Origin of the sequence: Nitrosomonas ureae (assembly GCF_900108305.1) — a bacterium.
Lineage (GTDB): Bacteria > Pseudomonadota > Gammaproteobacteria > Burkholderiales > Nitrosomonadaceae > Nitrosomonas > Nitrosomonas ureae_B.
Genome location: NZ_FNUX01000010.1, coordinates 67,951 through 88,676, shown reverse-complemented (window position 1 = coordinate 88,676; position 20,726 = coordinate 67,951). Strand labels below are relative to the sequence as shown.

General features: G+C 44.4%; 17 protein-coding genes and 3 riboswitches. Of the genes, 7 read left to right on the top strand and 10 right to left on the bottom strand.

All coding sequences use genetic code 11. The annotated features are described in order from the left end of the window. The first annotated feature begins 255 nt into the window (after positions 1–255). Together C4S39_RS07590 and C4S39_RS07585 are read left to right on the top strand one after the other, a co-directional pair. A complete protein-coding gene (locus tag C4S39_RS07590; RefSeq protein WP_103966421.1) occupies positions 256–2,697 on the top strand; it encodes a Lon protease family protein in 2,442 nt (813 codons plus the stop codon). Between the two features lie 650 nt (positions 2,698–3,347). Further along, complete coding sequence (locus C4S39_RS07585) at positions 3,348–4,814, top strand: sulfatase family protein (RefSeq protein ID WP_103966420.1); 1,467 nt, start codon at positions 3,348–3,350, stop codon at positions 4,812–4,814. A gap of 111 nt (positions 4,815–4,925) precedes the next feature. Here the strand turns inward: C4S39_RS07585 and C4S39_RS07580 are convergent, their stop codons facing one another. The 8 genes from C4S39_RS07580 to C4S39_RS07545 form a co-directional block, all read right to left on the bottom strand. Further along, positions 4,926–6,092, bottom strand: coding sequence for a glycoside hydrolase (locus tag C4S39_RS07580; RefSeq protein ID WP_103966419.1), 1,167 nt, complete (start codon positions 6,090–6,092; stop codon positions 4,926–4,928). Between the two features lie 108 nt (positions 6,093–6,200). Further along, a riboswitch (cyclic di-GMP riboswitch) is annotated at positions 6,201–6,287 on the bottom strand. Positions 6,288–6,441: 154 nt separating this feature from the next. Next, positions 6,442–6,528: riboswitch (cyclic di-GMP riboswitch) on the bottom strand. 184 nt (positions 6,529–6,712) lie between these two features. Continuing rightward, positions 6,713–7,867 (bottom strand): glycoside hydrolase, encoded by a 1,155-nt coding sequence (locus tag C4S39_RS07575; RefSeq protein WP_103966418.1) that lies wholly within the window; start codon positions 7,865–7,867, stop codon positions 6,713–6,715. A 107-nt stretch (positions 7,868–7,974) separates the two neighbouring features. Further along, positions 7,975–8,061: riboswitch (cyclic di-GMP riboswitch) on the bottom strand. Between the two features lie 293 nt (positions 8,062–8,354). After that, the gene (locus C4S39_RS07570; RefSeq protein ID WP_103966417.1) at positions 8,355–9,080 is read right to left on the bottom strand and encodes a glycosyltransferase; all 726 of its coding nucleotides are present in this window, start codon (positions 9,078–9,080) and stop codon (positions 8,355–8,357) included. A gap of 80 nt (positions 9,081–9,160) precedes the next feature. After that, positions 9,161–9,751 (bottom strand): protoglobin domain-containing protein, encoded by a 591-nt coding sequence (locus tag C4S39_RS07565; protein WP_103966416.1) that lies wholly within the window; start codon positions 9,749–9,751, stop codon positions 9,161–9,163. Between the two features lie 197 nt (positions 9,752–9,948). Continuing rightward, positions 9,949–11,361: an FGGY family carbohydrate kinase gene (locus tag C4S39_RS07560; RefSeq protein ID WP_258039345.1), complete on the bottom strand. Its 1,413-nt coding sequence runs from the start codon at positions 11,359–11,361 to the stop codon at positions 9,949–9,951. Next, the gene (locus C4S39_RS07555; RefSeq protein WP_103966415.1) at positions 11,334–12,923 is read right to left on the bottom strand and encodes a glycerol-3-phosphate dehydrogenase/oxidase; all 1,590 of its coding nucleotides are present in this window, start codon (positions 12,921–12,923) and stop codon (positions 11,334–11,336) included. Before C4S39_RS07555 ends, C4S39_RS07560 begins: the two co-directional genes overlap by 28 nt. Continuing rightward, complete coding sequence (locus tag C4S39_RS07550; protein WP_103966414.1) at positions 12,920–13,672, bottom strand: glycerophosphodiester phosphodiesterase; 753 nt, start codon at positions 13,670–13,672, stop codon at positions 12,920–12,922. The genes C4S39_RS07555 and C4S39_RS07550 overlap by 4 nt, the downstream gene beginning before the upstream one ends. Positions 13,673–13,695: 23 nt before the next feature. Further along, positions 13,696–14,853, bottom strand: coding sequence for an ankyrin repeat domain-containing protein (locus tag C4S39_RS07545; RefSeq protein ID WP_103966413.1), 1,158 nt, complete (start codon positions 14,851–14,853; stop codon positions 13,696–13,698). 243 nt (positions 14,854–15,096) lie between these two features. On the opposite strand from C4S39_RS07545, the gene pgeF reads away from it, so the two are divergent. From pgeF to C4S39_RS07525, 4 genes are all read left to right on the top strand, one after another. Beyond that, entirely contained in the window at positions 15,097–15,843 is a 747-nt protein-coding gene (gene pgeF, locus C4S39_RS07540; protein ID WP_103966412.1) for a peptidoglycan editing factor PgeF, read from the top strand. A 65-nt stretch (positions 15,844–15,908) separates the two neighbouring features. Further along, a complete protein-coding gene (locus C4S39_RS07535) occupies positions 15,909–16,709 on the top strand; it encodes a ZIP family metal transporter (protein ID WP_103966411.1) in 801 nt (266 codons plus the stop codon). 55 nt (positions 16,710–16,764) lie between these two features. After that, the gene (locus C4S39_RS07530; protein WP_103966435.1) at positions 16,765–17,181 is read left to right on the top strand and encodes a DUF4019 domain-containing protein; all 417 of its coding nucleotides are present in this window, start codon (positions 16,765–16,767) and stop codon (positions 17,179–17,181) included. A 176-nt stretch (positions 17,182–17,357) separates the two neighbouring features. Next, positions 17,358–18,617, top strand: a complete 1,260-nt coding sequence (locus C4S39_RS07525) for an L-lactate MFS transporter (RefSeq protein WP_103966410.1) — start codon at positions 17,358–17,360, stop codon at positions 18,615–18,617. Positions 18,618–18,808: 191 nt separating this feature from the next. On the opposite strand, the gene C4S39_RS15765 is transcribed toward C4S39_RS07525, so the two are convergent. Continuing rightward, the gene (locus C4S39_RS15765) at positions 18,809–18,961 is read right to left on the bottom strand and encodes a hypothetical protein (RefSeq protein WP_258039344.1); all 153 of its coding nucleotides are present in this window, start codon (positions 18,959–18,961) and stop codon (positions 18,809–18,811) included. Position 18,962: 1 nt separating this feature from the next. Here C4S39_RS15765 and C4S39_RS15760 point away from each other — a divergent pair, with 1 nt between their 5' ends. Beyond that, entirely contained in the window at positions 18,963–19,427 is a 465-nt protein-coding gene (locus tag C4S39_RS15760) for a hypothetical protein (protein WP_258039343.1), read from the top strand. A gap of 171 nt (positions 19,428–19,598) precedes the next feature. Here the strand turns inward: C4S39_RS15760 and C4S39_RS07515 are convergent, their stop codons facing one another. Further along, a complete protein-coding gene (locus C4S39_RS07515; protein WP_146059753.1) occupies positions 19,599–20,597 on the bottom strand; it encodes a GIY-YIG nuclease family protein in 999 nt (332 codons plus the stop codon). Positions 20,598–20,726 lie beyond the last annotated feature (129 nt).

Here is a 20,726-nt window from a genome sequence, read left to right as displayed (position 1 = left end):
TAAAGTGCCTTGCAGTAAGTTACGGAATAAGTCATTTACGCTCTTCAAATCCACCGGTTTTCACCAATCTCCATCCCATGAAACATGGGAATTAAACATATTGAGGTTAAATCGCCGTAACAACTTATCTGCATTAACTCCACCTTCTGAAGCTACTACCCCGATAGCAATTGACAAATATTTTTCAGGATCTATTAAATAGATACAATACGGGTAATTCGCGAAATATTCTCGCCCTATAATCATTATTCAAGCATGTCAACTCACGCTCTAGATTCATCTCAATTACGTATTACTATCAACCCGGATTCACTGAAATTCTCCGATACATCGGAATTATTGCAACGTCCGTTATCCTGGATTGGCCAGGAAAGAGCGGAAGTAGCTGCGCGCTTTGGTTTAGATATGATACAGCCGGATTATCATTTGTTTGTTCTGGGAGAAGTGGGATCAGGACGCACTACCCTACTGCACCAAGCTATGACTATTGCGGCAGCCACGAGACATCCGTCACCGGATTTGTGCTATCTGTACAATTTTATTTCACCAGAGAGACCGTTGGCCCTACACTTACCAGCCGGGCAAGGTCGAATACTGCGTCAGTCGCTGTTGCAATTTGCGAAATCGCTACCGACTGAAATAAGCCAATGTTTGAATGGGCAAGATTTCAAGCTTAACAGTAATCACATCGAAAAGAACTTTAAAATCGCAATTGATCATGCTTACGCAGAATTGGATAAGTTTGCCGAATCTCTACATTTCACCATTCATCGTGAAAATGAGCAGATTGTTTTTACCTTGTTGAATGAAAAAAATGAAATTCTTACAGCAGAAAATTTATTGAAGTTGCCCAAGGTACGCAGGGTTGAAATAGAGCAGGCCGAGCAGGCGTTGCGTGAAGCGATCGAACAGTATTTTGGCGAATTCAAACTCATAGAGAAAGAAAGGGACCATGCATTGGCTTTACTGCAACGGCGTCTTGTCCAACCTGTATTGAATCTTGCATTGGAGAATATCTGGAAAGGATTGCAGCAAGAGCTAAAGTGCAACGACCGGTTGAATACTTTTTTTGCGCAGATAGAACTGGATATTCTCGATAATTTGATATTGTTTCAGACAAATAATGTCGAGGAAGAAAAGCAACAGGCAGAATTAAATCAGATTTTCTCTCGTTATCAGATCAATCTGGCGGTAGACAATACGGATATGCAAGGAGCACCAGTTCTTATTGAGGACAACCCTTCCATATCTTCATTGTTCGGTAGCATCGATTATCAATTCGAAAATAGCAAGCTAAAGGCCGATTTTATGCGTATTCGCGCCGGTAGCTTGCTAAAAGCGCATGGCGGGTTTCTTATGCTGCACCTGGATGATTTATTGATCGATGATTCTTTATGGATAAAACTGCGGCGATTTTTGCGCAGCAAGCGGTTGCAAATCGAAGAATCCGGTTCATTATTGACTTCCAGTGCATCTATGTCTCTGGAACCCGAAGCGATCGAAGTAAATGTCAAAATTATTTTGATCGGATCGCAAAGTGCATATTATGATTTGCAGGAAGTCGATCCAGAATTCATGCGGCACTTCCGGGTTAAAGTTGATTTTGCTGCAAGCTTCACCGCCAGTGCTCAAACTTATCAAGCATCAGCGGTACTTGTGGCAAATATCTGCGCTGCGGCACAACTGCCGCATTTCACAGCAGCTGCGGTTGCGTGCTTGCTGGAAGAATCGCACCGAGAGGTGGAGGATCAAAAACGGCAGAGCGCTATCTTCGCCCGCACTGAAATGCTGTTACTGGAAAGTGCCGCATTTTGCAATTCACGTGGCGGTCACAGAGTGGAAGTGGCCGATATTTCAGCAGCACTGCAGGCACGTTTAATACGCCATAATTATCCTGATTTGCGTTTGCAGGAAACCATTCTTGAGGGTGAAATCGCTATTGCAGTGCATGGAATGGAGATGGGTCAACTTAATGCACTGACGCAGATTGATTTGGGCGATCACAGTTTTGGCACCCCTGTGCGTATCACCGCACGCACATTTGCAGGAGAGGACGGGATAGTCAATATTGCCCGGGAAGTGGATATGTCTGGACCGATACATGATAAAGGCATGTTGATATTGCAAAACTATCTGACTGGATTGTTTGCCCATGTTGCGCCACTCGCACTCAGCGCCTCGATTGTATTTGAGCAGGAATATATCAATATCGAAGGAGATTCTGCATCTTGTGCGGAATTCTACGCACTGTTGTCATCACTGTCAGGGGTGCCGTTAAAACAAGGTATTGCGGTAACAGGCGCTTTGAATCAGTACGGTGAGATCTTGCCGGTAGGAGGCATTAATGACAAGATTGAGGGTTATTTCAGGCTGTGCGAGAAAATAGGTTTAACCGGTGAGCAAGGAGTATTGATTCCTTATCAGAACCGGTCGCATTTAATGTTGGATCACTCAATTACTGAAGCCGTAAGACAGGGTTTATTTGCAATTTATACGATGCAACATGTTATCGAGGGGTTAGCATTGTTAACCGGCCTTCCGACAGGGGTCAGCACAGATAGTCCAACAAATGATTATTCTTCCGATACAGTTTTAGGTTACGCACAAAAAACACTGCTGACCTTCCGTCGTGCTTGTCAACTGTTACAGCATCCTAGAAACGAACATCGACGATTACCGACACGATTGAATAAATGACAACAAGAGCATTCTGTGGAATAAGTACGCTTTATCAATACCTTCCCATTAACTTTCAAAGCAGAGAATCTGACTATCAGAAGGTGATTAAGGTCCATTATGAACTCATAGCAGATTGCCGAGGCAGGCTAATGAGCAGAAAAATAACTCCTAAACAACCTAACACATTGAATCTATTATTATATTACTATCCAGAAGCGATATAGACATTACAAATGTACTAATAAAACAGTACTAATGTCTCATTGTAGAAGCTTATAGCGATACAATAATATCATCATTGCATCAGAAACTTATTATTTCAGGTGACTGCTTGGTTGCTTAGTAATGACTACAAATCTACTCTTTTTAAAAAGTTAAAAACAAATATCTGCTAATTACACAACTAATTTGGAACAAACTACAGTATGCTTTTTGTGTTCATTTTATGATTTCCAGAAATAGAAAAGCGGCAACAATTCTTCAAACTATTTTGTTATTACTTAACTCTCAATTCTCCGTAGTCTTGCCATGGAGTTGTTTATTCTGGAACGATTCTTTTTATGCTGGTATCCTAGACTTAAGTTTCTTTATCTGAACTTTTAAGAAATACACTGCTGTTAAATTTCTTAAAAGAATTAATTTTTACATACTTGGAAGGCAACTTTATTATGAAAAAAAATTTTTTTATCCTAAAACTCTTGCTATCTTTATTTTGTTTTTTGGTATCTTTTTCAGCAATAGCTCGGCCAAATTTTATTATTGTATTAACTGATGATATGGCAGTGGATGAATTCCGCTTTATGCCCAGAACACAAGAATATTTTGCCATTAATGGTGTCCGTTTCACCAATGCATTTGTTTCACAAGCCATGTGCTGTCCAGCACGCTCATCCATCCTGACAGGGCAATATTCCGTTAATACAGGGGTAAAATCCAATAATTTTCCTACAGGTGGTTGGCATGTATTTCACGAGCTTGGATTGGAATCTGCAACGATGGCAGCAAAACTGCAAGCTAGCGGCTACAGTACGGCATACTTCGGTAAGTTCATGAATGAATATGGGTTAGGCAATCAAATCCCGCGTAATTACGTACCCCTCGGCTGGAGCGACTGGTACGCATTTGTGGCATCGCCATCGTATTATAACTATTCTCTGAACGAAAACGGGGTAATCAAAAACTATGGTAACACTCCTGCAGACTATGCTACGGATGTACTTGCAAAACATGCTCTTAATCATCTTAATTCCGCGCTAAATAAAAATTCGCCTTTCTTCATGCTGATATCTGCCTATGCGCCACATTCTTCAACCGATGAAGCCATTAGACCCACTGTGCCGGTTTCAGCTCCTCGCCATAAAAATTTATTTAATGGCATTCAGGCCCCTAGATCAGCATCATTTAACCAGGCGGATGTCTCCAAAAAACCCTTTAATGTACAGTCACGACCTTTATTGTCACCAGAGGATATTGATTGGATTGATCTCAGTTTCCGTCTTAGAATTCAATCTTTGCGATCAGTAGACGAAATGGTAGGAAAATTGATCGATAAGTTAAAAGCTAGCCCCAAATTTAACGAAACTTACATTATATTTGTATCTGATAATGGCTTTTGGTTTGGTGACCATCGTTTCAAATTTGGAAAGGGTGGTTTATATGATCAATCACACCGTGTACCACTTGCAATTACCGGGCCCAATGTTCAACCTGGTTTAGTTCGTGACGACCTCGTTATTAACACCGATCTCTTTCCGACAGTATTGAATCTGGCAGGAGTTACGGTTGCACCTAAAAATTATGATGGCAGATCGATACAACCATTACTAGAATCAAATAAGAGACAAACTACATTTAATAGACGTTCTTTTTTGATAGAAACCGGCCAGGAAGGACGTCTGGGTATACGATTTGATAGCTATGCGTATTACGAAACACTCCAAGCAGCACGCACAATTAAAGAACTTTATGATACAAAACTTGATCCGGATCAGGTTTACAATATAGCAGATCGATTAACGGGTACTTCTGCTACAGCTATCTCTGATGCACTGGGTCAGCTTCGAAATTGTAAAGCCGGTACATGCCGGAAATTAGAGAACACGTTCACAGATGATCTTGTGCAATTAACCAACTGATGACAGGAAATTTTATTAACACTATAGAAGCTACTATCTACCGATAAGTCGACAGATAGCAGTCTATGTTTTTAAAACATAAACTGCTATCTGAATTAACGGAAAGTGTTATTAGTCAACACAAGATGAATAGGCTGTTGGGCAGACAGAACTCAATCCCCCTGCGGGATCGCTTGTTTGCCCAGCCAAGTTTAGCACCTCCAATACCTGATTATAGTACCCTGGAATCCGTGACCAGAAAATGTAGTTTGCATGCAAGGTATCACGTGCAAAAGCTAGAATTTCTGAAACAGTAGGCACAGTACCTGTTCCGTCATTTCTCGTGTTCTCATAATTTTTCCGCATAACCGTTGGTGCCATAGCCATCATGCCAGAAAAATCCGAATAGTAATTATAAATTCCCTGATTAGGATTGTATTGCGTAGCTTTAATATTCAAATCTTTTTCGTCCGGAAAAGTATCCGGACTACTTAGTGTTGCTCCCATATCCTTGAGTTGAGTTACGAGTGAATTCAGGATTGGGCGCGGATAATTGACTTCCTGAATTGTCATTGTATTGGGGAAGAATAAACGCATTTTCTGATTCACCTGAATCATATTTGCATAAAACTCATCCGCCTGAGTACTTGATATTGGCTCAATAGGCTGTCCCATAGCGCTTTCTATCATACCGATACCTTCAAAATTAGGATGCGAATTGTAGCGCGCTCCCATTGCTTCAAATAAAGCAATCAGACGATCCCGTACTTGAGAATTCCACAGCTTAATGTTATATCCTTTGATAGTGGTTTCACCATAACTAGAGAAAGCAAATTGCCCATTTTCATATGCAACTGTCTTCAAGTAATTAGGCACGAGATTCCAAGTGGGCTCAAATGATTTCGTTTGCACCTGAATAACGAGGCGTTTATTCCTCGCAGACAATTCAGCAAGACGCTTATCGATGGATGAAAAATCATATACTCCTTTTGATTTCTCAAGTTCTGACCAAAAATAACGCATCTGTATTCCACGTATTGCTGGCGTTGCTGCAATTTCACTATACACTTGGGATAAGTATGAAGAATCGTTATTACCCCATTTTATTGTCGTGTAATAATGACCTGGATGCCATTTGATTGCTGTAGGATCCGTTGTTGTAGCTAATACATTCAATGGAATTAAAACCATACTGATAATTAGCAGTAATGAAGCCATTAAAATATGCGCTGGCTTAACTTTTGTATTGGTGTTTGGTGTTATCGAATTGATAGCCAATAATTGATTATTGGTTTTCATAAGTAATTCCTCCTTAGAGTTTCAAGAAAGGAACTGCATGGATACGCTCTGAAGTTTTATTACTCGAGACTCGTTTGTTCTCATGCATGAGCAAAACGAGTTGCGGTATCTGGCAGTCCTGCCATCCTGGGGTATTTGCCCTTTAGATCAGTGACTTTGCGTCCCCCGCTTTCGCAGAGTTTGCCTTTTTCATATTGCGACTTTGGGTGCGGTTATCGCTACCGTAGGATTATGTTCATTTGATTCCTCCTTTTAGGTTAATTAAAAGGCAGGAACTGCGTGGATACGCTTCGAAGTTGTATGGCTCGATTCGTTTTATTCACATGCGTGATTAAAACGAGCTGCGGTATCTGGCGGTCCTGCCATCCTGGAGCATTTGCTCTTTAGATCAGTGACTTTGCGTCCCCTGCTTTCGCAGGGTTTGCCTTTTTCATCTCTTAATTCTCAATTGCTACTATTACTGCTACTGCTGTAGATAGATCTCCATATTTGATAAGCACTTGTTTGAAACACAAAATACATTAGTTATATTCCAGCTCTTACTTTCTATTTACCATGTAACGCTTTAACATAATAAAAACGCAAGCCTTCATCCCGTGAATCTATCTGGAGTGCCATCGCTATTTCACACAAGATGAATAAGCAGCTGGACAAGTAGGATCCAGTCCGCCTGCATTAGTCTTTTGCGCACTCTGATTTAATACTTCCAATACCTGAAGGTAATGTTCTTCCCGCGCCCAGAATATGTAGTTTGCATGTAACTTATCACGCGCAAAAGTCAGCATTTCTGTAATAGTCGGCTTATAACCTCCAACTTTTCTTGTACTATGATAATTAGTGGGCATAACGGTTGGAGCCATGGCCATCAGTCCAGAAAATTCAGAGTAGTAGTTATAAATTCCCTTGTCAGAGTTCCATTGTGTTCCAGGAAAGAATAAATCCGGCTCATCAATAAGAAGATCAGGGCTACTCAGCGCTACTCCAGCATCTTTGAGCCTTGTTACGAAAGACTTAATAATAGAACGTGGATAATTTACTTCCTGCATTGTCACCGTATTGGGGAAAAATAAGCGCATTTGTTTATGTACATGAATCCAATTATCATAGTATTTAGTCGCTTGTGCGCTCGTTAGTGGCGTACTAGGCTGCCCCATAGGGGTTTCTATTATGCTGACAGCTTCAAAGTAAGGATGAGAATTGTAACGCGTCCCCAATGCTCTCATTAAGGCTACCAAACGGCTTCGCACTTGCACATTCCATAACTTAATATTATATCCGCCCAGTGTGTGAGAAATGGCGCTATAAAAGGGAAACTGACCACCTTCATACTCCGCTGTCTTCATGTAATTTGGCACAACGTGTCTATTATTAAATGATTTGGTTTGTACCTGAATAACAAGACGTTTTCCTCTGGCGGATAGCTCAGCAAGGCGCTTATCAATGGATGAAAAATCATACACACCTTTTCCTTTTTCCAGATCATTCCAAAAGTAACGAATCATCATTCCATTCAATGCGGGAGTTGCATCAAGCTCACTGTAGACCTGTGATAAGTAATCAGCATTGTTTTTCTTCGAACCCTTGATTATGTAGTAATGACCTGGATGCCATTTGACGGCGGTGGGATCCGCTATCGCCGCTACTACGTTCAACGGCACTAAAATCATACTGACAATGAACAATAGTGCGGTTACTAAAATATGCGCCTGTCTAATACTCGTGCTGATAGTTAGTGTTTTAGAATTAATAATCAGTAATCGATTATTGGTTTTCATAAGTAATTCCTCCTTAGAGTTTCAAGAAAGGAACTGCATGGATACGCTCTGAAGTTTTATTACCCGCGACCTATCTAGTAAATGCGTGAGTGAAACAAGTAGCGTTACCTGGCAGTCCTGCTATCATTGGGAATGATCCCTTTAGATCAGTGACTTTGCGTCCCCCGCTTTCGCAGAGTTTGCCTTTTCAAGTTACAGAGTTAAATAAGCATAAACTGTGCCACAATTTATTATTTACGATGCGCATTACACGCTTAGAAGCTACAAATGCTGTACGAATATTGCTATAAAAGGAAATTGAAAGGGTAAAGCTTTATGCAGAACAGGATATTATTTACATGGATATACTATTCTTGATCAAAAAATATGACATTTTTTGTCACATCCCGACAAAATAGTTGAGGTATTTTTTTTAATTTACAAGCTGAGAGTATTAGTTGAAGTTTAATTATGCAGCCACAGATCACGTCAATTTTTAATCATAAAATCAACGTCTTCCGTCGTACCAAATCGGAAGTTTCTTTTTGTTCTGCAGTGCCTTGCGAGGACTGAATAACACACTAAAGAATTGCATGGCAATTTCTCGCCCGGTGTACAGTTGCACTTTGCGCGGTGATGTGATCAGCGGATAACGAGTCAGAATGGTGAATTTCAGGCCGTGTTTGCGTCCCCATTTTTTCAGCAATTGACTTAAATCGATTTCATCGGCAGCAAATAATTCCTGGTTAAATCCACCGACATCGCGGAATGCGTCAGTTCGACATACGACCAGTGCACCGGATGCCCAACGGAAGGTGATTGATAGCACGGTCCAAAGCTGCATAGCAGCATTGCCCCACCACGGTAAATTAGGCATGTGCATGACACTACCGCAACCGACATATTTTCTGCTTTCGATCAATTGCAAAATATCGGCAACCATATTGATATTTAGTAAGCTATCGGCATCGACAAACAACAGCCAATCTCCTGTGGCGACTGCCGCGCCGGAATTGCGCGCGCGCCCGATTTGATTGATCGGCTCAAATACCACTATCGCTCCGGCTTGTGTAGCAAGCTGTGCGGTTTTGTCGGTTGAATTGTTATCGACAACGATAATCTCGTGAGTAAAACCGGGTTTTGAGTTTGCACTGACGGATTCCTGTATGGAATTCAAACAATCCAGAATCAGTTGTTCTTCGTTAAAAGCGGGAACGATGATAGATAGGCGCATGTGCCAACAAAATTATTTTTGAGCAATAAACGAGATTAGTACTGATGGGGAGAGCGAGGACAGCGCTCTCCCTTACAGACTTAGAACTCGCCTGACTTAATATAAGGTTGTGACCACAGAATCACTTGCATCAGTACCGATTTGCGCCATGCATCTTGCATGCGATCCACATCGTCACGGGAATGGCCGCCTTTTTCCAAAAATGGACGCAGTGTAGTGGTAATCGGGATCAACAACGCAAAGATATAATGGATATGAATGATGGGTACGGATTTTACGTTATCGGTAGTATTTTTCTTTGAGCTGTGATGACGCAATCCGATCTCATATTGATAATTGAGCCAGTCTTGGTTGTACTCGGCGTTGGCGGTATCAAGAATCCATTGCCCAAAACGTTTACGCACGCCACCCAGGTAATCCGTATTAGGTTGACCATCAGCTGCATTGGTGAAATAGTGCAATAGAAAAGGGGTTGAGCCGACAAAGCCGTACCATACATCCAGGATTTGTTCGACTTGATCTTTCAGCACATCATGCGACATTTTCAGGTAACGCACATCATCGTCGCCAAACAGGCTGGCTTGTTTAAGTTTGGCAAAATCATCTATGGATACGGGAGATTTTTGCAGCGAAGTGCTGCCATAGGTATAACCAGGTATATCGGTTGTCATAAGGCTTCCTTTGGAAAGGGTAAACAATAGCAGACAACAATCACTTTAATGCTGTGCGATTGATATCATGCTTCTATAAATGGAGACAATAAATTATAAATAATCTGATCATGCACAAGAGTGCCGATCGCGATGCGGATTTTACAGGATTGATTATTCATTCGGGTAGACTTTTTAAAACTAACCATGAAAGGTGCTTAACTTAATAAAGCATCCAGCCATTCTTTCCAACGTCGATACTTCTTCATGAGTACGATGCTTCTCGTTTGCTTATTTTCTATTTCCTGCATCTCCCGATGATAGGTTGCTTTAACTCCGCAGACCAATACGGCAGTACCCTGCAGACTGGCTTCCTTCTGTTGCAAGTGATAAACCGGAAAGATAACACATTGTGCGATGCCGTATTGCAGGCAGGGTAGCTCGGATAAACCGCCGGACAAATAAACCCGGGTTAATGGCGCATGCTGGTGAAACTCTTCCAGGATACGCGCGACACGGAAAATAATCGCTTCGAGCAGCAGTAAAGCAACTTGTCGTGAAGTAAATCCGGTGACCGGTTGAGAAAAATGAATGCCCCAATCGTTGCGAAAATAAGGTGCACCCAAGCCACTAGGTTCTGCCAGGCAGAAAATATCGTTGCACGCCAGATCTTCGACGCAACATTCATTTACCGGGTAAGGCGCAAGCGCTGAGGCGATGGAATTAAGCGTGCCTTCGATAGCAAATTGTACTTGCCGGTTTCTGTTTTGATAAACCAATGTTTGTAAATATCCATTAAACGCCACTTCTCTCTTGGCAAATGAACGAATCACAAAGCCACCCGTACCCAGATTGACCAAAGCTTCGCTCTGATTATTTGCCAAACTGGCAATCAACGCCGCCGATTGATCGCCGACGCTAGCTTGTAAGATTAATCCATTGTCTAAAGTAAGACCCAATTCGGTTGAAGGTCTGATTTGCGACAAAATGGAACGTGGAACATCAAATAAGCCACACAAAACATCTGACCACTGCTGCTGATGAATATCCATTAACAGTGTGCGCGCAGCCATTGATGCATCGGTGATAAAATGCTGCTTGCCTGTCCAGCGCCAAATCAAAAATGTATCCAGTGTACCCGTCAGCCATTCACCTTGAATAAGCTTCTGCCGCCATGCCGGATTTTCCTGCAACAGCACACTCAACTTAGGTCCCAGGTAATAAGGCGTTAGACGTAAACCGGTAAGTCTATGAATGGTATTTGAGGATACCTGCAGGCGGTCGCAACAACTTGCGCCACGGTCATCTTGCCAGGAAATTAATGGCGTTACCGGTTCACCGGTGGTTTTATCCCAGAGTAAAAAAGACGAACGTTGACTGCACAATCCCAACGGTGGATTATTCTGAGTTTGGGTTTGAGCAAGGCATTCCTTGAGAACCCGTTCAGCAATGGCAGCATACTGCAATGCATTGCTTTCGTATCGCCCATCGCAGCTGTCGATAGCAGGTGCCGGGTAAGTGACAATGTGCCGGAGTATTCCCTGATGATCCATCAAAGCTGCTTTGATGGATGTCGTACCCAAATCGAGCGCGATCGCCACTATCACCGCATACTCCGGTAATTTTTGCAACGTGTAATTTCCTGCGCAATCTGCGCACTGTTCCAATTCAAACTACCGGCTATGCGCTGCGCGATTTGCAGCAATTGATCTTCAGTCAGTCTTGTCACAATGAGTATTGGCAAACGGCGACGCAGCAGATCATCCAGGTGGATCACCATTTCGGTTTCGACACAATGCATCAGGTCGGCACGAAGAAATGGCAACGCGGGAATAATACGTTGCGTCAGATCAGGCTCCGTTTCGATCCGCTGGAAAATTTCTACGACACGCACACCGTGGCGGCGCAATAACCATTGCGCACTTTCCACATCAATACCCAGTTGCGTCGCTTGTTCAGATATACGGGCAGACCAAGCCGCAAAATTTTCCTGCGGCGCCCAAGGGAATAAACGATCTTGAGTCGCACAGAGCCGCGAAATGCCCAATTGCGCACATACCGCATCGACAATATGTGCAGCATCCTGGCGTGACGAAGTGATTTTTCCGCCAATAGCGTAATGTACGCCATTGGACGCAGTTTTTAATTCCCAATCACGGCTGATGATTGAAGGTGAACTGGAGGCAGTTGCCGATGCATCTTGCTTAAAAACCCGCACACCCGAAAAGCTGCCGATGATATCGCTTCGTGTCCATGGTGTTTTCAGGTAGCGATTGGCAGCGGCGAGCAGATAATCGATGTCGCTGCCTTCAACGGTAACTTGTTCCACGTTGCCCTTGAAGTCGGTATCGGTGGTTCCCAATAGCGTTAAGCCGTACCAGGGAATCATAAAAAATACACGGCCATCCGATTCGGTTGTCAGTAACAAGGCTTCCGTACTCAACAAAGCAGGCATGATCAGATGAACACCCTTGGCGAGACGGCACCATGCGTTGCTTGGCGCTTCCTTAGTCAACCACTGGCCCGTGGTAAAAACAATTTGCCTGGCATCAATCTTTTGCTTATTCCGAGTGAGTTGATCTTGAATGATTGCGCCATCGGCTTTGCCATCCACTTCCAACACCTGAACCAACCGGCAATAGTTTACGCAACAAGCACCGGCAATCTGCGCGCCTGCAATCAATTCCAGAGTCAGCCGCGCGTCGTCAGTTTGTGCGTCAGCGTAAGTGAACCCTCCTTTCAGGCTATCTTCTTTAATCATGGGAAAATGCACGCTGAATTGGTGCGCATCATAATAACGGTGATGCATGGATGTATTGGCATCGCCAGCCAGGTAATCATACAGCGACAAACCCAGTTTTAATTGCAAGCGGTTGAGGCGCTGTTGTGCGTAAACCGGAATACCAAAGTGCAATGGCCATACACGATGGGGTGCTACGCGCAGCAGCATGGTACGTTCCTTGAGGGATTTACTAACCAGCTTGAAATCATAGGTTTCCAGGTAACGTAAACCCCCATGAATTAATTTGGTCGATGCGGAAGACGTTGCGCTGGCCCAATCGTTTTGCTCAACGATAGCCACTTTCAGGCCGCGCAGTGCTGCATCATATGCCGTCCAGGCGCCGTAGATGCCGCCACCGCAAATCAACAGATCGAAAGACTGAGCGGATAATGCTGCAAAATCCCGTTTCATTGATCGCGCAGCAGCAACGCTTTATCGGGCAAATCGCTGATCAGGATATCAACGCCCAGCTGCAAGGCTTTAGTAATCTCGGTATCACTGTTGCAGGTATATACGCCGACACACTTGCGATAATCATGCAATAAATTGACGATTGCCTGATCGGTGCTTGAAATCGGCAGGCAAAAACCATGCAGAAAAGCATGGGTAATGAGTAACCGGCGTACATCGGCGATAGTTTGATCGGGTTCAAAGTTATAAATCAATGGAACCTCCACCCGGTAGCAATGGGCATACTCCAGACTCGCAAGATTAAAGGAAGAAACCAGTATAGTCTGATCAGGGTCGTTGCCAATCAAATCCAGCGTCTGGCGCATTTTTGTTTGATGACGGGTGAATGGCTCCCAGTCGCGATTTTTAACTTCAATCAATAAATGGCAGCATTGGCGGTAAGTCATCAGAAAATCCCGCAGCGTCATAATGCCTTCATTCTCGGAATCCGGATTAATCAGCGTTTGTAGTTGCGGATAATCGAAATCATCAATCTTTTTGTCGTTCAATCCGGCTTTATTGAGAAAACGATCATGCCACAACACCGCGACTTCATCCCGGCTCAGCTGCACGTCGGTTTCAATGCCGTCAATGGCATATCGTAGTGCCTTGTCGAAAGCATTACGGGTATTTTCCATAGCTTCCCGATTTGCGCCACGATGCGCGAATACCCTGCATTTTCCGGGTGGAGCGTAGTTATGTCCGGACATCGTGGTTTAGTGGCATCACGTGATTATTGAGCAGCCTGCAGCAACTCGATAATGGCAGGGTCTTTAGCAATTTCAGCCGCGGTTTTTCCGGTTTTGCTTTTGATTTTTATGTCAGCGCCTCTATTCAGCAACACTTTTACCGCATCAATATGATCATGCAGACCTGCCCACATCAATGCCGTTATGCCGTCGTCATTTTGCTGATTAATAGCGGCGCCGCTATCCAATAAGACTTCTATCACCGGCACATGTCCATTTTGTGCCGCCAGAATCAACGGGGTAAATCCGTTATTGGCCCGATGGCTAACCGCAGCACCATGCTTGATGAGCGTTTTTACTACCTCAGCATGGCCCATTAATGACGCCAGAATCAGAGGCGTTGCGTCATTCTCGTCCTTTACGTCAACTTTAGCGCCCTTTGCCAGCAGAGCATTGACAATATCAAGATGGCCATTCTGTGCGGAAACATACAATGGTGTGGTATTGTTGATGGCTAGCAGATCAACGGGGGCGTTTTTTGCTAATAAGGTTTCGACGATCGCTGTGTGTCCATTTCTTGCAGCCATGTATAGCGCGGTGGTATTGTCGGATGCCTGCGTATCAATTTTCGCACCCTTGGCCAGAAGCTTATCGACAATGGCGCTCTTGCCTTCCATGGCGGCAATAATCAAGGCAGTAAGTTTTTCCTGGGTTTGCAGCTGAACATCCGCACCTTTCCCAAGCAGGGTATCGACGATCGCTTCATGACCTTTTTGTATTGCCAGCATCAGCGGCGTGATACCGTCGGTGGTTTGAGCATTAATATCCGCACCTTTGGCTAGCAGCCTATTAACGATGTCAGCATAGCCATTTTTTGCAGCAACGGTTAACGCAGTGACATCACCCGCGTTTTTAATAGTGACATCAGCATTCTTTTCCAGCAACTGATCGACGATATCGGTATGTCCAAATTGGGAAGCGACAATCAGTGCGGTAAATCCCATTTCGTTTTTGGAATTAACATTGACGCCTTTCTCCAGTAACCGCTGAATGGTTTCTATGCTTCCGGAAAATGCGGCTTTAAGAAGCTCGCTTTCGTCTTCGGTTGCCGCATGCGCAAAAGATGTCACTAAAAAAATAAGTACGATTGTGCGTGCGAAAAATTTGTACATGGTATTAATTGATTTTTTTATAGCATTCATTGTTACACCTATATCAGACTTGTTATTATTAACTATCGGGGTTATTAACGGGATTGAATGATCAATGCAACATGCATTGAAACAGATTGGATTTCATTGGCAATATTTTAACCCAGAAACACCTGTTCTTAGGTTTAATTCGTACGCGCGCAAGCATTCCAATGATAACAATTGAAATGGCTGTAAAATCCATAAATAGTATCTCTCGATGCTTGTCCGAATAACCAGCAATGTTCGATAACCATGCATGATTGGATCATTCCTGATTGGCCTGCGCCCAGCAATGTAAAAGCGCTGTTTACAACGCGTACAGGCGGTGTGAGTCATGGCGCAAAGGGTGTTTATTCTTCGCTGAATCTAGGTACGCACGTTAATGATAATCTGGCTGATGTGACACAAAACCGGACTTTACTGCGCCATTACTTACCTGCTGAGCCCAGGTGGTTGAAACAGGTGCATGGAACAATGCCGATCGCGATAGATCATGCGACAACGCAAATTCCGGAGGGAGATGCGGCTTTCAGCCGTAAACGAAAAACAGTTTGCGCGGTGATGGTAGCCGACTGTCTGCCGGTATTACTCTGTAATACCGCGGGTACTACCGTGGGTATCATACATGCGGGCTGGCGCGGGCTGGCCGGAGGAATTATTGAAAAATCCGTTAAAGCCATGCAAATGGATCATGGTCAGCTGATAGCATGGCTAGGGCCGGCAATCGGCCCGGATCACTTTGAAGTCGGCTCCGATGTGTACGAAACCTTTACTCACCATGACGCACAGGCGGAACAAGCATTTGTAGTCAAGAACGATCGGCATGAAAGAAAATGGCTGGCGGATATTTTTTTATTGGCACGCCAACGCCTGGAAAACAGCGGCATTACTCATATTTATGGCGGAGGGATCTGTACCTTCAGTGATCCCGGACGTTTTTTTTCGTATCGGCGGGATAGCGAAACCGGGCGCATGGCTGCCCTGATCTGGTTTGAGTAAATTCTTCCTTAAGTTTATTGCATTGCAACAGCGTATAATTCCGCCTTTCCTTTTTAATTCGTGTTATGTCAACGCTTACCTGGATTATTGCTGTCAGCTTGCTGGGCGGTATATTAAGTTTGATAATTGCTGCCATATTGGCGCTCAACGCCCGAATATCCTGGCTTTCAGTACTCATATCCTATGCCATTGGCGCATTATTAGGCGTCGCTTTTTTAAATACTTTACCGGAAGCCCTTGAACATTCAGATAATCCAACACAAGTCACCATCTTTGTATTATTCGGAATTTTAGTTTTTTTTATTCTGGAAAAGCTGGTGTTATGGCGTCATTGCCATTTGGAAGATTGTGAAGCCCATGATCCGCTGCATGGCATGGCGGCAACCCCGGACAGTCATCATGAGCATGATCATGGACGCAGCGGAATCATGGTGATCGTGGGGGATACCTTCCATAATTTTGTCGACGGCATTCTGATTGCAGCTTCATTCATGGTGGATGTGCAGCTCGGTATTGTGACGTCGATTGCGATCATTGCTCACGAAATACCGCAAGAAGCCGGAGATTTTATTATTCTGCTGAATTCCGGTTATACGCGCCGCATGGCATTTCTACTGAATGTAGTGTCCAGCTTTGCTACTCTGGTGGGAGGCGTGCTCGCTTATTTCATGCTGAATGAAATGGATTTCTTAATCCTGCCCTTGTTAGGAATTGCTTCCGCGAGCATGATTTATGTCGCAATGTCGGATCTGATCCCCAGCTTGCACAAGCGCCCTGAAATTCAAGCCACTGTTCAACAAGTTATCCTTATTTTGCTGGGAATTTCTTCCATCTGGCTGATAGGAAATATTTTTCCCCATACTTAACCGGGTTTGACTCAATGAAATGATGACAACGCACAAAAAATTTAAAGACTTTTTCATGACAAAACGATTATTCGCGATATTACTGCTATTTCTATTTACTCATGTTGCTGTTGCCGATGAGGGCGATATCCTGAAAGAGGTTGAGCGTAGTGCGCGTTCATGGCTGGAATTCGTTGATCGCGGACAATACCAGGAAAGCTGGGAAAGCTCATCGCAATTATTGAGGGCTAAAACACCCGAAGCTGCATGGATCAAATCAATGACTACGATCAGATCCTCGCGTGGCGCCATAGACACCCGATTTATCGCAACAGCGGGAGCAACAAAATCCTTATCCGGATTTCCTAATGGAGATTATGTGGTTTTACAGTTCTACACCACTCTTGCCGGAAAAGGCTTGATTCTGGAGACAGTCACGCTGGCCAAAGCACAAGATGAAACGTGGCGAGTTTGCGAGTATGCGATCAAATAAACAACTCTGTGTAAAACCACGGGGAATCGCACGTTTAAAATGTAATCCATAAACAGCCAAGTACGATTTTCCTCTTCGAATTCCTCTCATTTATTATCCAGGTCAAATTCCTGTAAAAAGCAAGCCAATGGCAAGATCACGGCACAAGTTTGCACACTAACTGAAAAACCAGTCTGATGGACAACGACAGAAACACGGAACAGCAATTGACAATACTCGGAATGACCGCAGAAAAAGGCCGGTGGTTACTCGTTTTAGTCGGATTATTGATCAATATTTGCTTAGGTTCCATTTATGCGTTCAGCGTTTTTAGAAAACCATTGGAGAGCTTCTGGAACATCACATCCAGCCAAAGCGGCTATCCGTTTATGATTTTTCTGGCGGTATTCGCAGTAGTGATGCCGCTGGCGGGCAATTGGATCGCGCGATGGGGGCCGAAAAAGACCACCATGCTGGGCGGCATGCTGGTGGCGATAGGATGGATTGCTGCTAGTTTTTCACCGGATATCTTTACCCTGACTCTTTTGTATGGCGTCATCGGCGGCGCGGGTGTCGGCATCGTTTACGGCTGCCCGATTGCGGTGATCGCGAAATGGTTCCCGCAGAAAAGTGGTTTAGCGATTGGCTTAACGGTCATGGGGTTTGGGATTTCGGCGCTAATCACCGCACCATTGATAAAAACGATGATCGGCAACCCGGATATAGGCATCATGAACACATTCCTTTATTCAGGGATAGCATTTGGCATCATCATTACACTTCTGGCGCGGTTATTGAGTTTTCCCCCAGCCGAATGGGCACCTGCGGGACCGGAAGCAACCGCTACTGCTGCATTGCCAGCCCTGAATCTCAGTCGACAAGAAATGCTGAAAACTTCCAGTTTCTACGCGTTATGGGCTACCTACACCATCGGTTGTTTGGCCGGATTAATGGCGATTGGCATCGCATCCCCGGTGGGTACGGAAGTAGCCAGGCTGGATGCAACCACGGCAGCGCTGGCTGTTTCGCTCTTTGCCATATTCAATGGCTTGGGGCGACCCATATTTGGCGTCATAACCGATAAGCTGGGCCCAAAACATACCGCGATGCTTTCATTCACCCTGATTCTTGCAGCATCCCTATTGATGTCCCTGTTTGGACAAGACAACGCAATACTGTATTTAATCACATTCTGCCTATTATGGATGTGCCTGGGCGGATGGCTTGCTCTGGCGCCCACTTCAACTGGAATCTACTTTGGAAAGCAGTACTATGCGCAGAATTACGGAATGGTCTATACGGCTTATGGCGCCGGTGCTATTCTGGGGACGCTGATATCCGGCAATATCAAAGATATTACCGGTAGCTATTTGGATGCATTTCCCATCGTGGCAGGGTTGGCGCTGCTTGGAATAATCATTGCCGCGATCGGATTGAATCCCGTCAAGCGCCAATAACCTGGCTAAAATGCGATTTGTAAAATGCTATCGTATTAAGCAACAATTAGAGCCGATCCGTACATGCCCATCCCCTTCGAATACTGGTTGCACCACGCAATTTTCTACGCATTACTATTTCTTATTCATTATGCGTGCGGATTATTAGTCATTCATCGAAATTTTAAAGTCAACTATACGCGCAAAATAAATCATTTCGCATTTTTCTTTCTGCCGACTTTACTGTCACTAGTCATTGAATATACATACAGCCCGGCAACATTTTTCATCGATTTAATCTGTGCATTCATTTTCCTGACATTTTTTATAGCGCCCTTGCGCAATAAAGTCAGGGTGCTTTCCATAATGTTCAGCTCGTTTGATCGGCCGGAAGATAGGCCATTTACATTGACTTGGCTGTATACGCAGTTTATCGCCAGTTACCTGGTACTCATCCCGTTGCTGGTTTATTTCGAAAGCCGTGAGATGCTGCCGCTCGTGATGATAATCATCATTGCCAATGGTGTCGGTGACGGCTTGGCGGAACCCATCGGGATACGATTCGGCACAAGAAAATATACCACTTATGCGCTGTTTACCCAGCAAAAGTACGTTCGCAGTTATATGGGCAGCGCATGCGTATGGATAACGACGGTTATTGCAATATTGGTATTTCACCAATATTTTAATCCCACTCAGCTAGTTGCCGCGCTATTGCTGACGCCATCCCTGATTACCTTAGCCGAGGCTTTTTCTCCACATACCTGGGACAGTCCACTCATCTATGCAACAGGAGGCGCCTCATTAATCGGTATTTTCCATTATTTGTGATTCGATCATCTTCGAGACACGCGGAATGATGGCGTATCAAACGGCAGTGTAATGCTATTGATGCCAACCCGGAGCCACCGAAGACAATTTTCTGCATGCCGCCCGAGCTGGAGTCTCATCGAGCGATGTTGGGATTCCTAACGTCATCCCAACCTACCGTGCTTATGCAGCTTAGTTATTTGTGTCAATTACATGGTCGGCCACTTGTTTGCAATGGAACTTCGAATAGATAGTCGCTCGCTTACGCATTACTCGCAGTGCGAGTAATGCGGCTGCTTCTTGTACAGTTCTATGCTGAAGGAGAATCGCGAAGGACTGCTCATCGGCCGCCCAAAGAGTAATTTGATGCTGCCCTGCGTCGCGATACTGGCGCCTGATTATTTCTACCGACGGGAAAAAATCAATGAGCGATTTGTCGGTCTTGAAGGTGTCAGATAGAACATCAGAAGCAACAGTCACGAATCCCCACAGCGCAGACGGATCATCCTTGTGAAAACCAAGAACCAATAATTCCATTACTCCTGCACTTACGCAAAGTAGCCTCGGCCACGTGCTGCGATTTGTCGCAGGCAGGCAACTGACTACCCAGAATGAATACTCGGTGCGTTTTGGAGCTGGTATGCAGTGATGTATGTATATCGTGAGTAGATCTGAAGCTGGAATGTAAAGGGGATGTTTTTTGAACTTATGAAATTGCTTTGAAAAGCGCTCGAGTTGAGTACTCGGAAGGGCAATGGGAACAGCCGCGTCACCCGTGTTAAAGCGAACAGGCGACGATAGCCACTCAGCCTGTTCCTCTTGAGAGAGTACCATATCGAGGTCGGTTTCGCCGATAACGTTGGAGGCGTGAACGGTATTGAGGATTACCAAGTTGAGCAGTTCGGCTTTCTGGATTAGATCTCGCTCCACTTGGTCGAGGGACCCACGTTGAATTGGGATGAACGAGAACCCGGCAATGTCTTCGTAGTTCTTTCTATGCTGTCCAAATCTGCGAGCCACATCAATAGCCTGACCGATGTAGAACCTCTCTCCTGGAAATTCGAGCAGGTATATCCCGCAGCGGTTCTTGCTTGAGCCGAATAGATGCGCCACCGATCGCAGCGTCGAGATAGACTCTGCCGGCGGAAAACCCAGCGGGGCATAGCGCCTAGGGGAGGAAAGCGGCGACATAACAATGGCTAGCTACAATTAGACATCTGAAATGACGTAAAAGATTACATCAAGAGTCATATTTAATCTTGCAGAATTGATTCTATCCCCTTATTTTTTATAGGACTATTACTATCTTAAGCTTCATTG

What these genes read in the sequence shown, in the direction of transcription:
- C4S39_RS07590 (WP_103966421.1), top strand. Translation starts at nt 256, where the DNA reads ATGTCAACTCACGCTCTAGATTCATCTCAATTACGTATTACTATCAAC.
- C4S39_RS07585 (WP_103966420.1), top strand. Translation starts at nt 3,348, where the DNA reads ATGAAAAAAAATTTTTTTATCCTAAAACTCTTGCTATCTTTATTTTGT.
- C4S39_RS07580 (WP_103966419.1), bottom strand. Translation starts at nt 6,092, where the DNA reads ATGAAAACCAATAATCAATTATTGGCTATCAATTCGATAACACCAAAC.
- C4S39_RS07575 (WP_103966418.1), bottom strand. Translation starts at nt 7,867, where the DNA reads ATGAAAACCAATAATCGATTACTGATTATTAATTCTAAAACACTAACT.
- C4S39_RS07570 (WP_103966417.1), bottom strand. Translation starts at nt 9,080, where the DNA reads ATGCGCCTATCTATCATCGTTCCCGCTTTTAACGAAGAACAACTGATT.
- C4S39_RS07565 (WP_103966416.1), bottom strand. Translation starts at nt 9,751, where the DNA reads ATGACAACCGATATACCTGGTTATACCTATGGCAGCACTTCGCTGCAA.
- C4S39_RS07555 (WP_103966415.1), bottom strand. Translation starts at nt 12,923, where the DNA reads ATGAAACGGGATTTTGCAGCATTATCCGCTCAGTCTTTCGATCTGTTG.
- C4S39_RS07550 (WP_103966414.1), bottom strand. Translation starts at nt 13,672, where the DNA reads ATGTCCGGACATAACTACGCTCCACCCGGAAAATGCAGGGTATTCGCG.
- C4S39_RS07545 (WP_103966413.1), bottom strand. Translation starts at nt 14,853, where the DNA reads ATGAATGCTATAAAAAAATCAATTAATACCATGTACAAATTTTTCGCA.
- pgeF (WP_103966412.1), top strand. Translation starts at nt 15,097, where the DNA reads ATGCATGATTGGATCATTCCTGATTGGCCTGCGCCCAGCAATGTAAAA.
- C4S39_RS07535 (WP_103966411.1), top strand. Translation starts at nt 15,909, where the DNA reads ATGTCAACGCTTACCTGGATTATTGCTGTCAGCTTGCTGGGCGGTATA.
- C4S39_RS07530 (WP_103966435.1), top strand. Translation starts at nt 16,765, where the DNA reads ATGACAAAACGATTATTCGCGATATTACTGCTATTTCTATTTACTCAT.
- C4S39_RS07525 (WP_103966410.1), top strand. Translation starts at nt 17,358, where the DNA reads ATGGACAACGACAGAAACACGGAACAGCAATTGACAATACTCGGAATG.
- C4S39_RS15765 (WP_258039344.1), bottom strand. Translation starts at nt 18,961, where the DNA reads ATGGAAAGCACCCTGACTTTATTGCGCAAGGGCGCTATAAAAAATGTC.
- C4S39_RS15760 (WP_258039343.1), top strand. Translation starts at nt 18,963, where the DNA reads ATGTTCAGCTCGTTTGATCGGCCGGAAGATAGGCCATTTACATTGACT.
- C4S39_RS07515 (WP_146059753.1), bottom strand. Translation starts at nt 20,597, where the DNA reads ATGTCGCCGCTTTCCTCCCCTAGGCGCTATGCCCCGCTGGGTTTTCCG.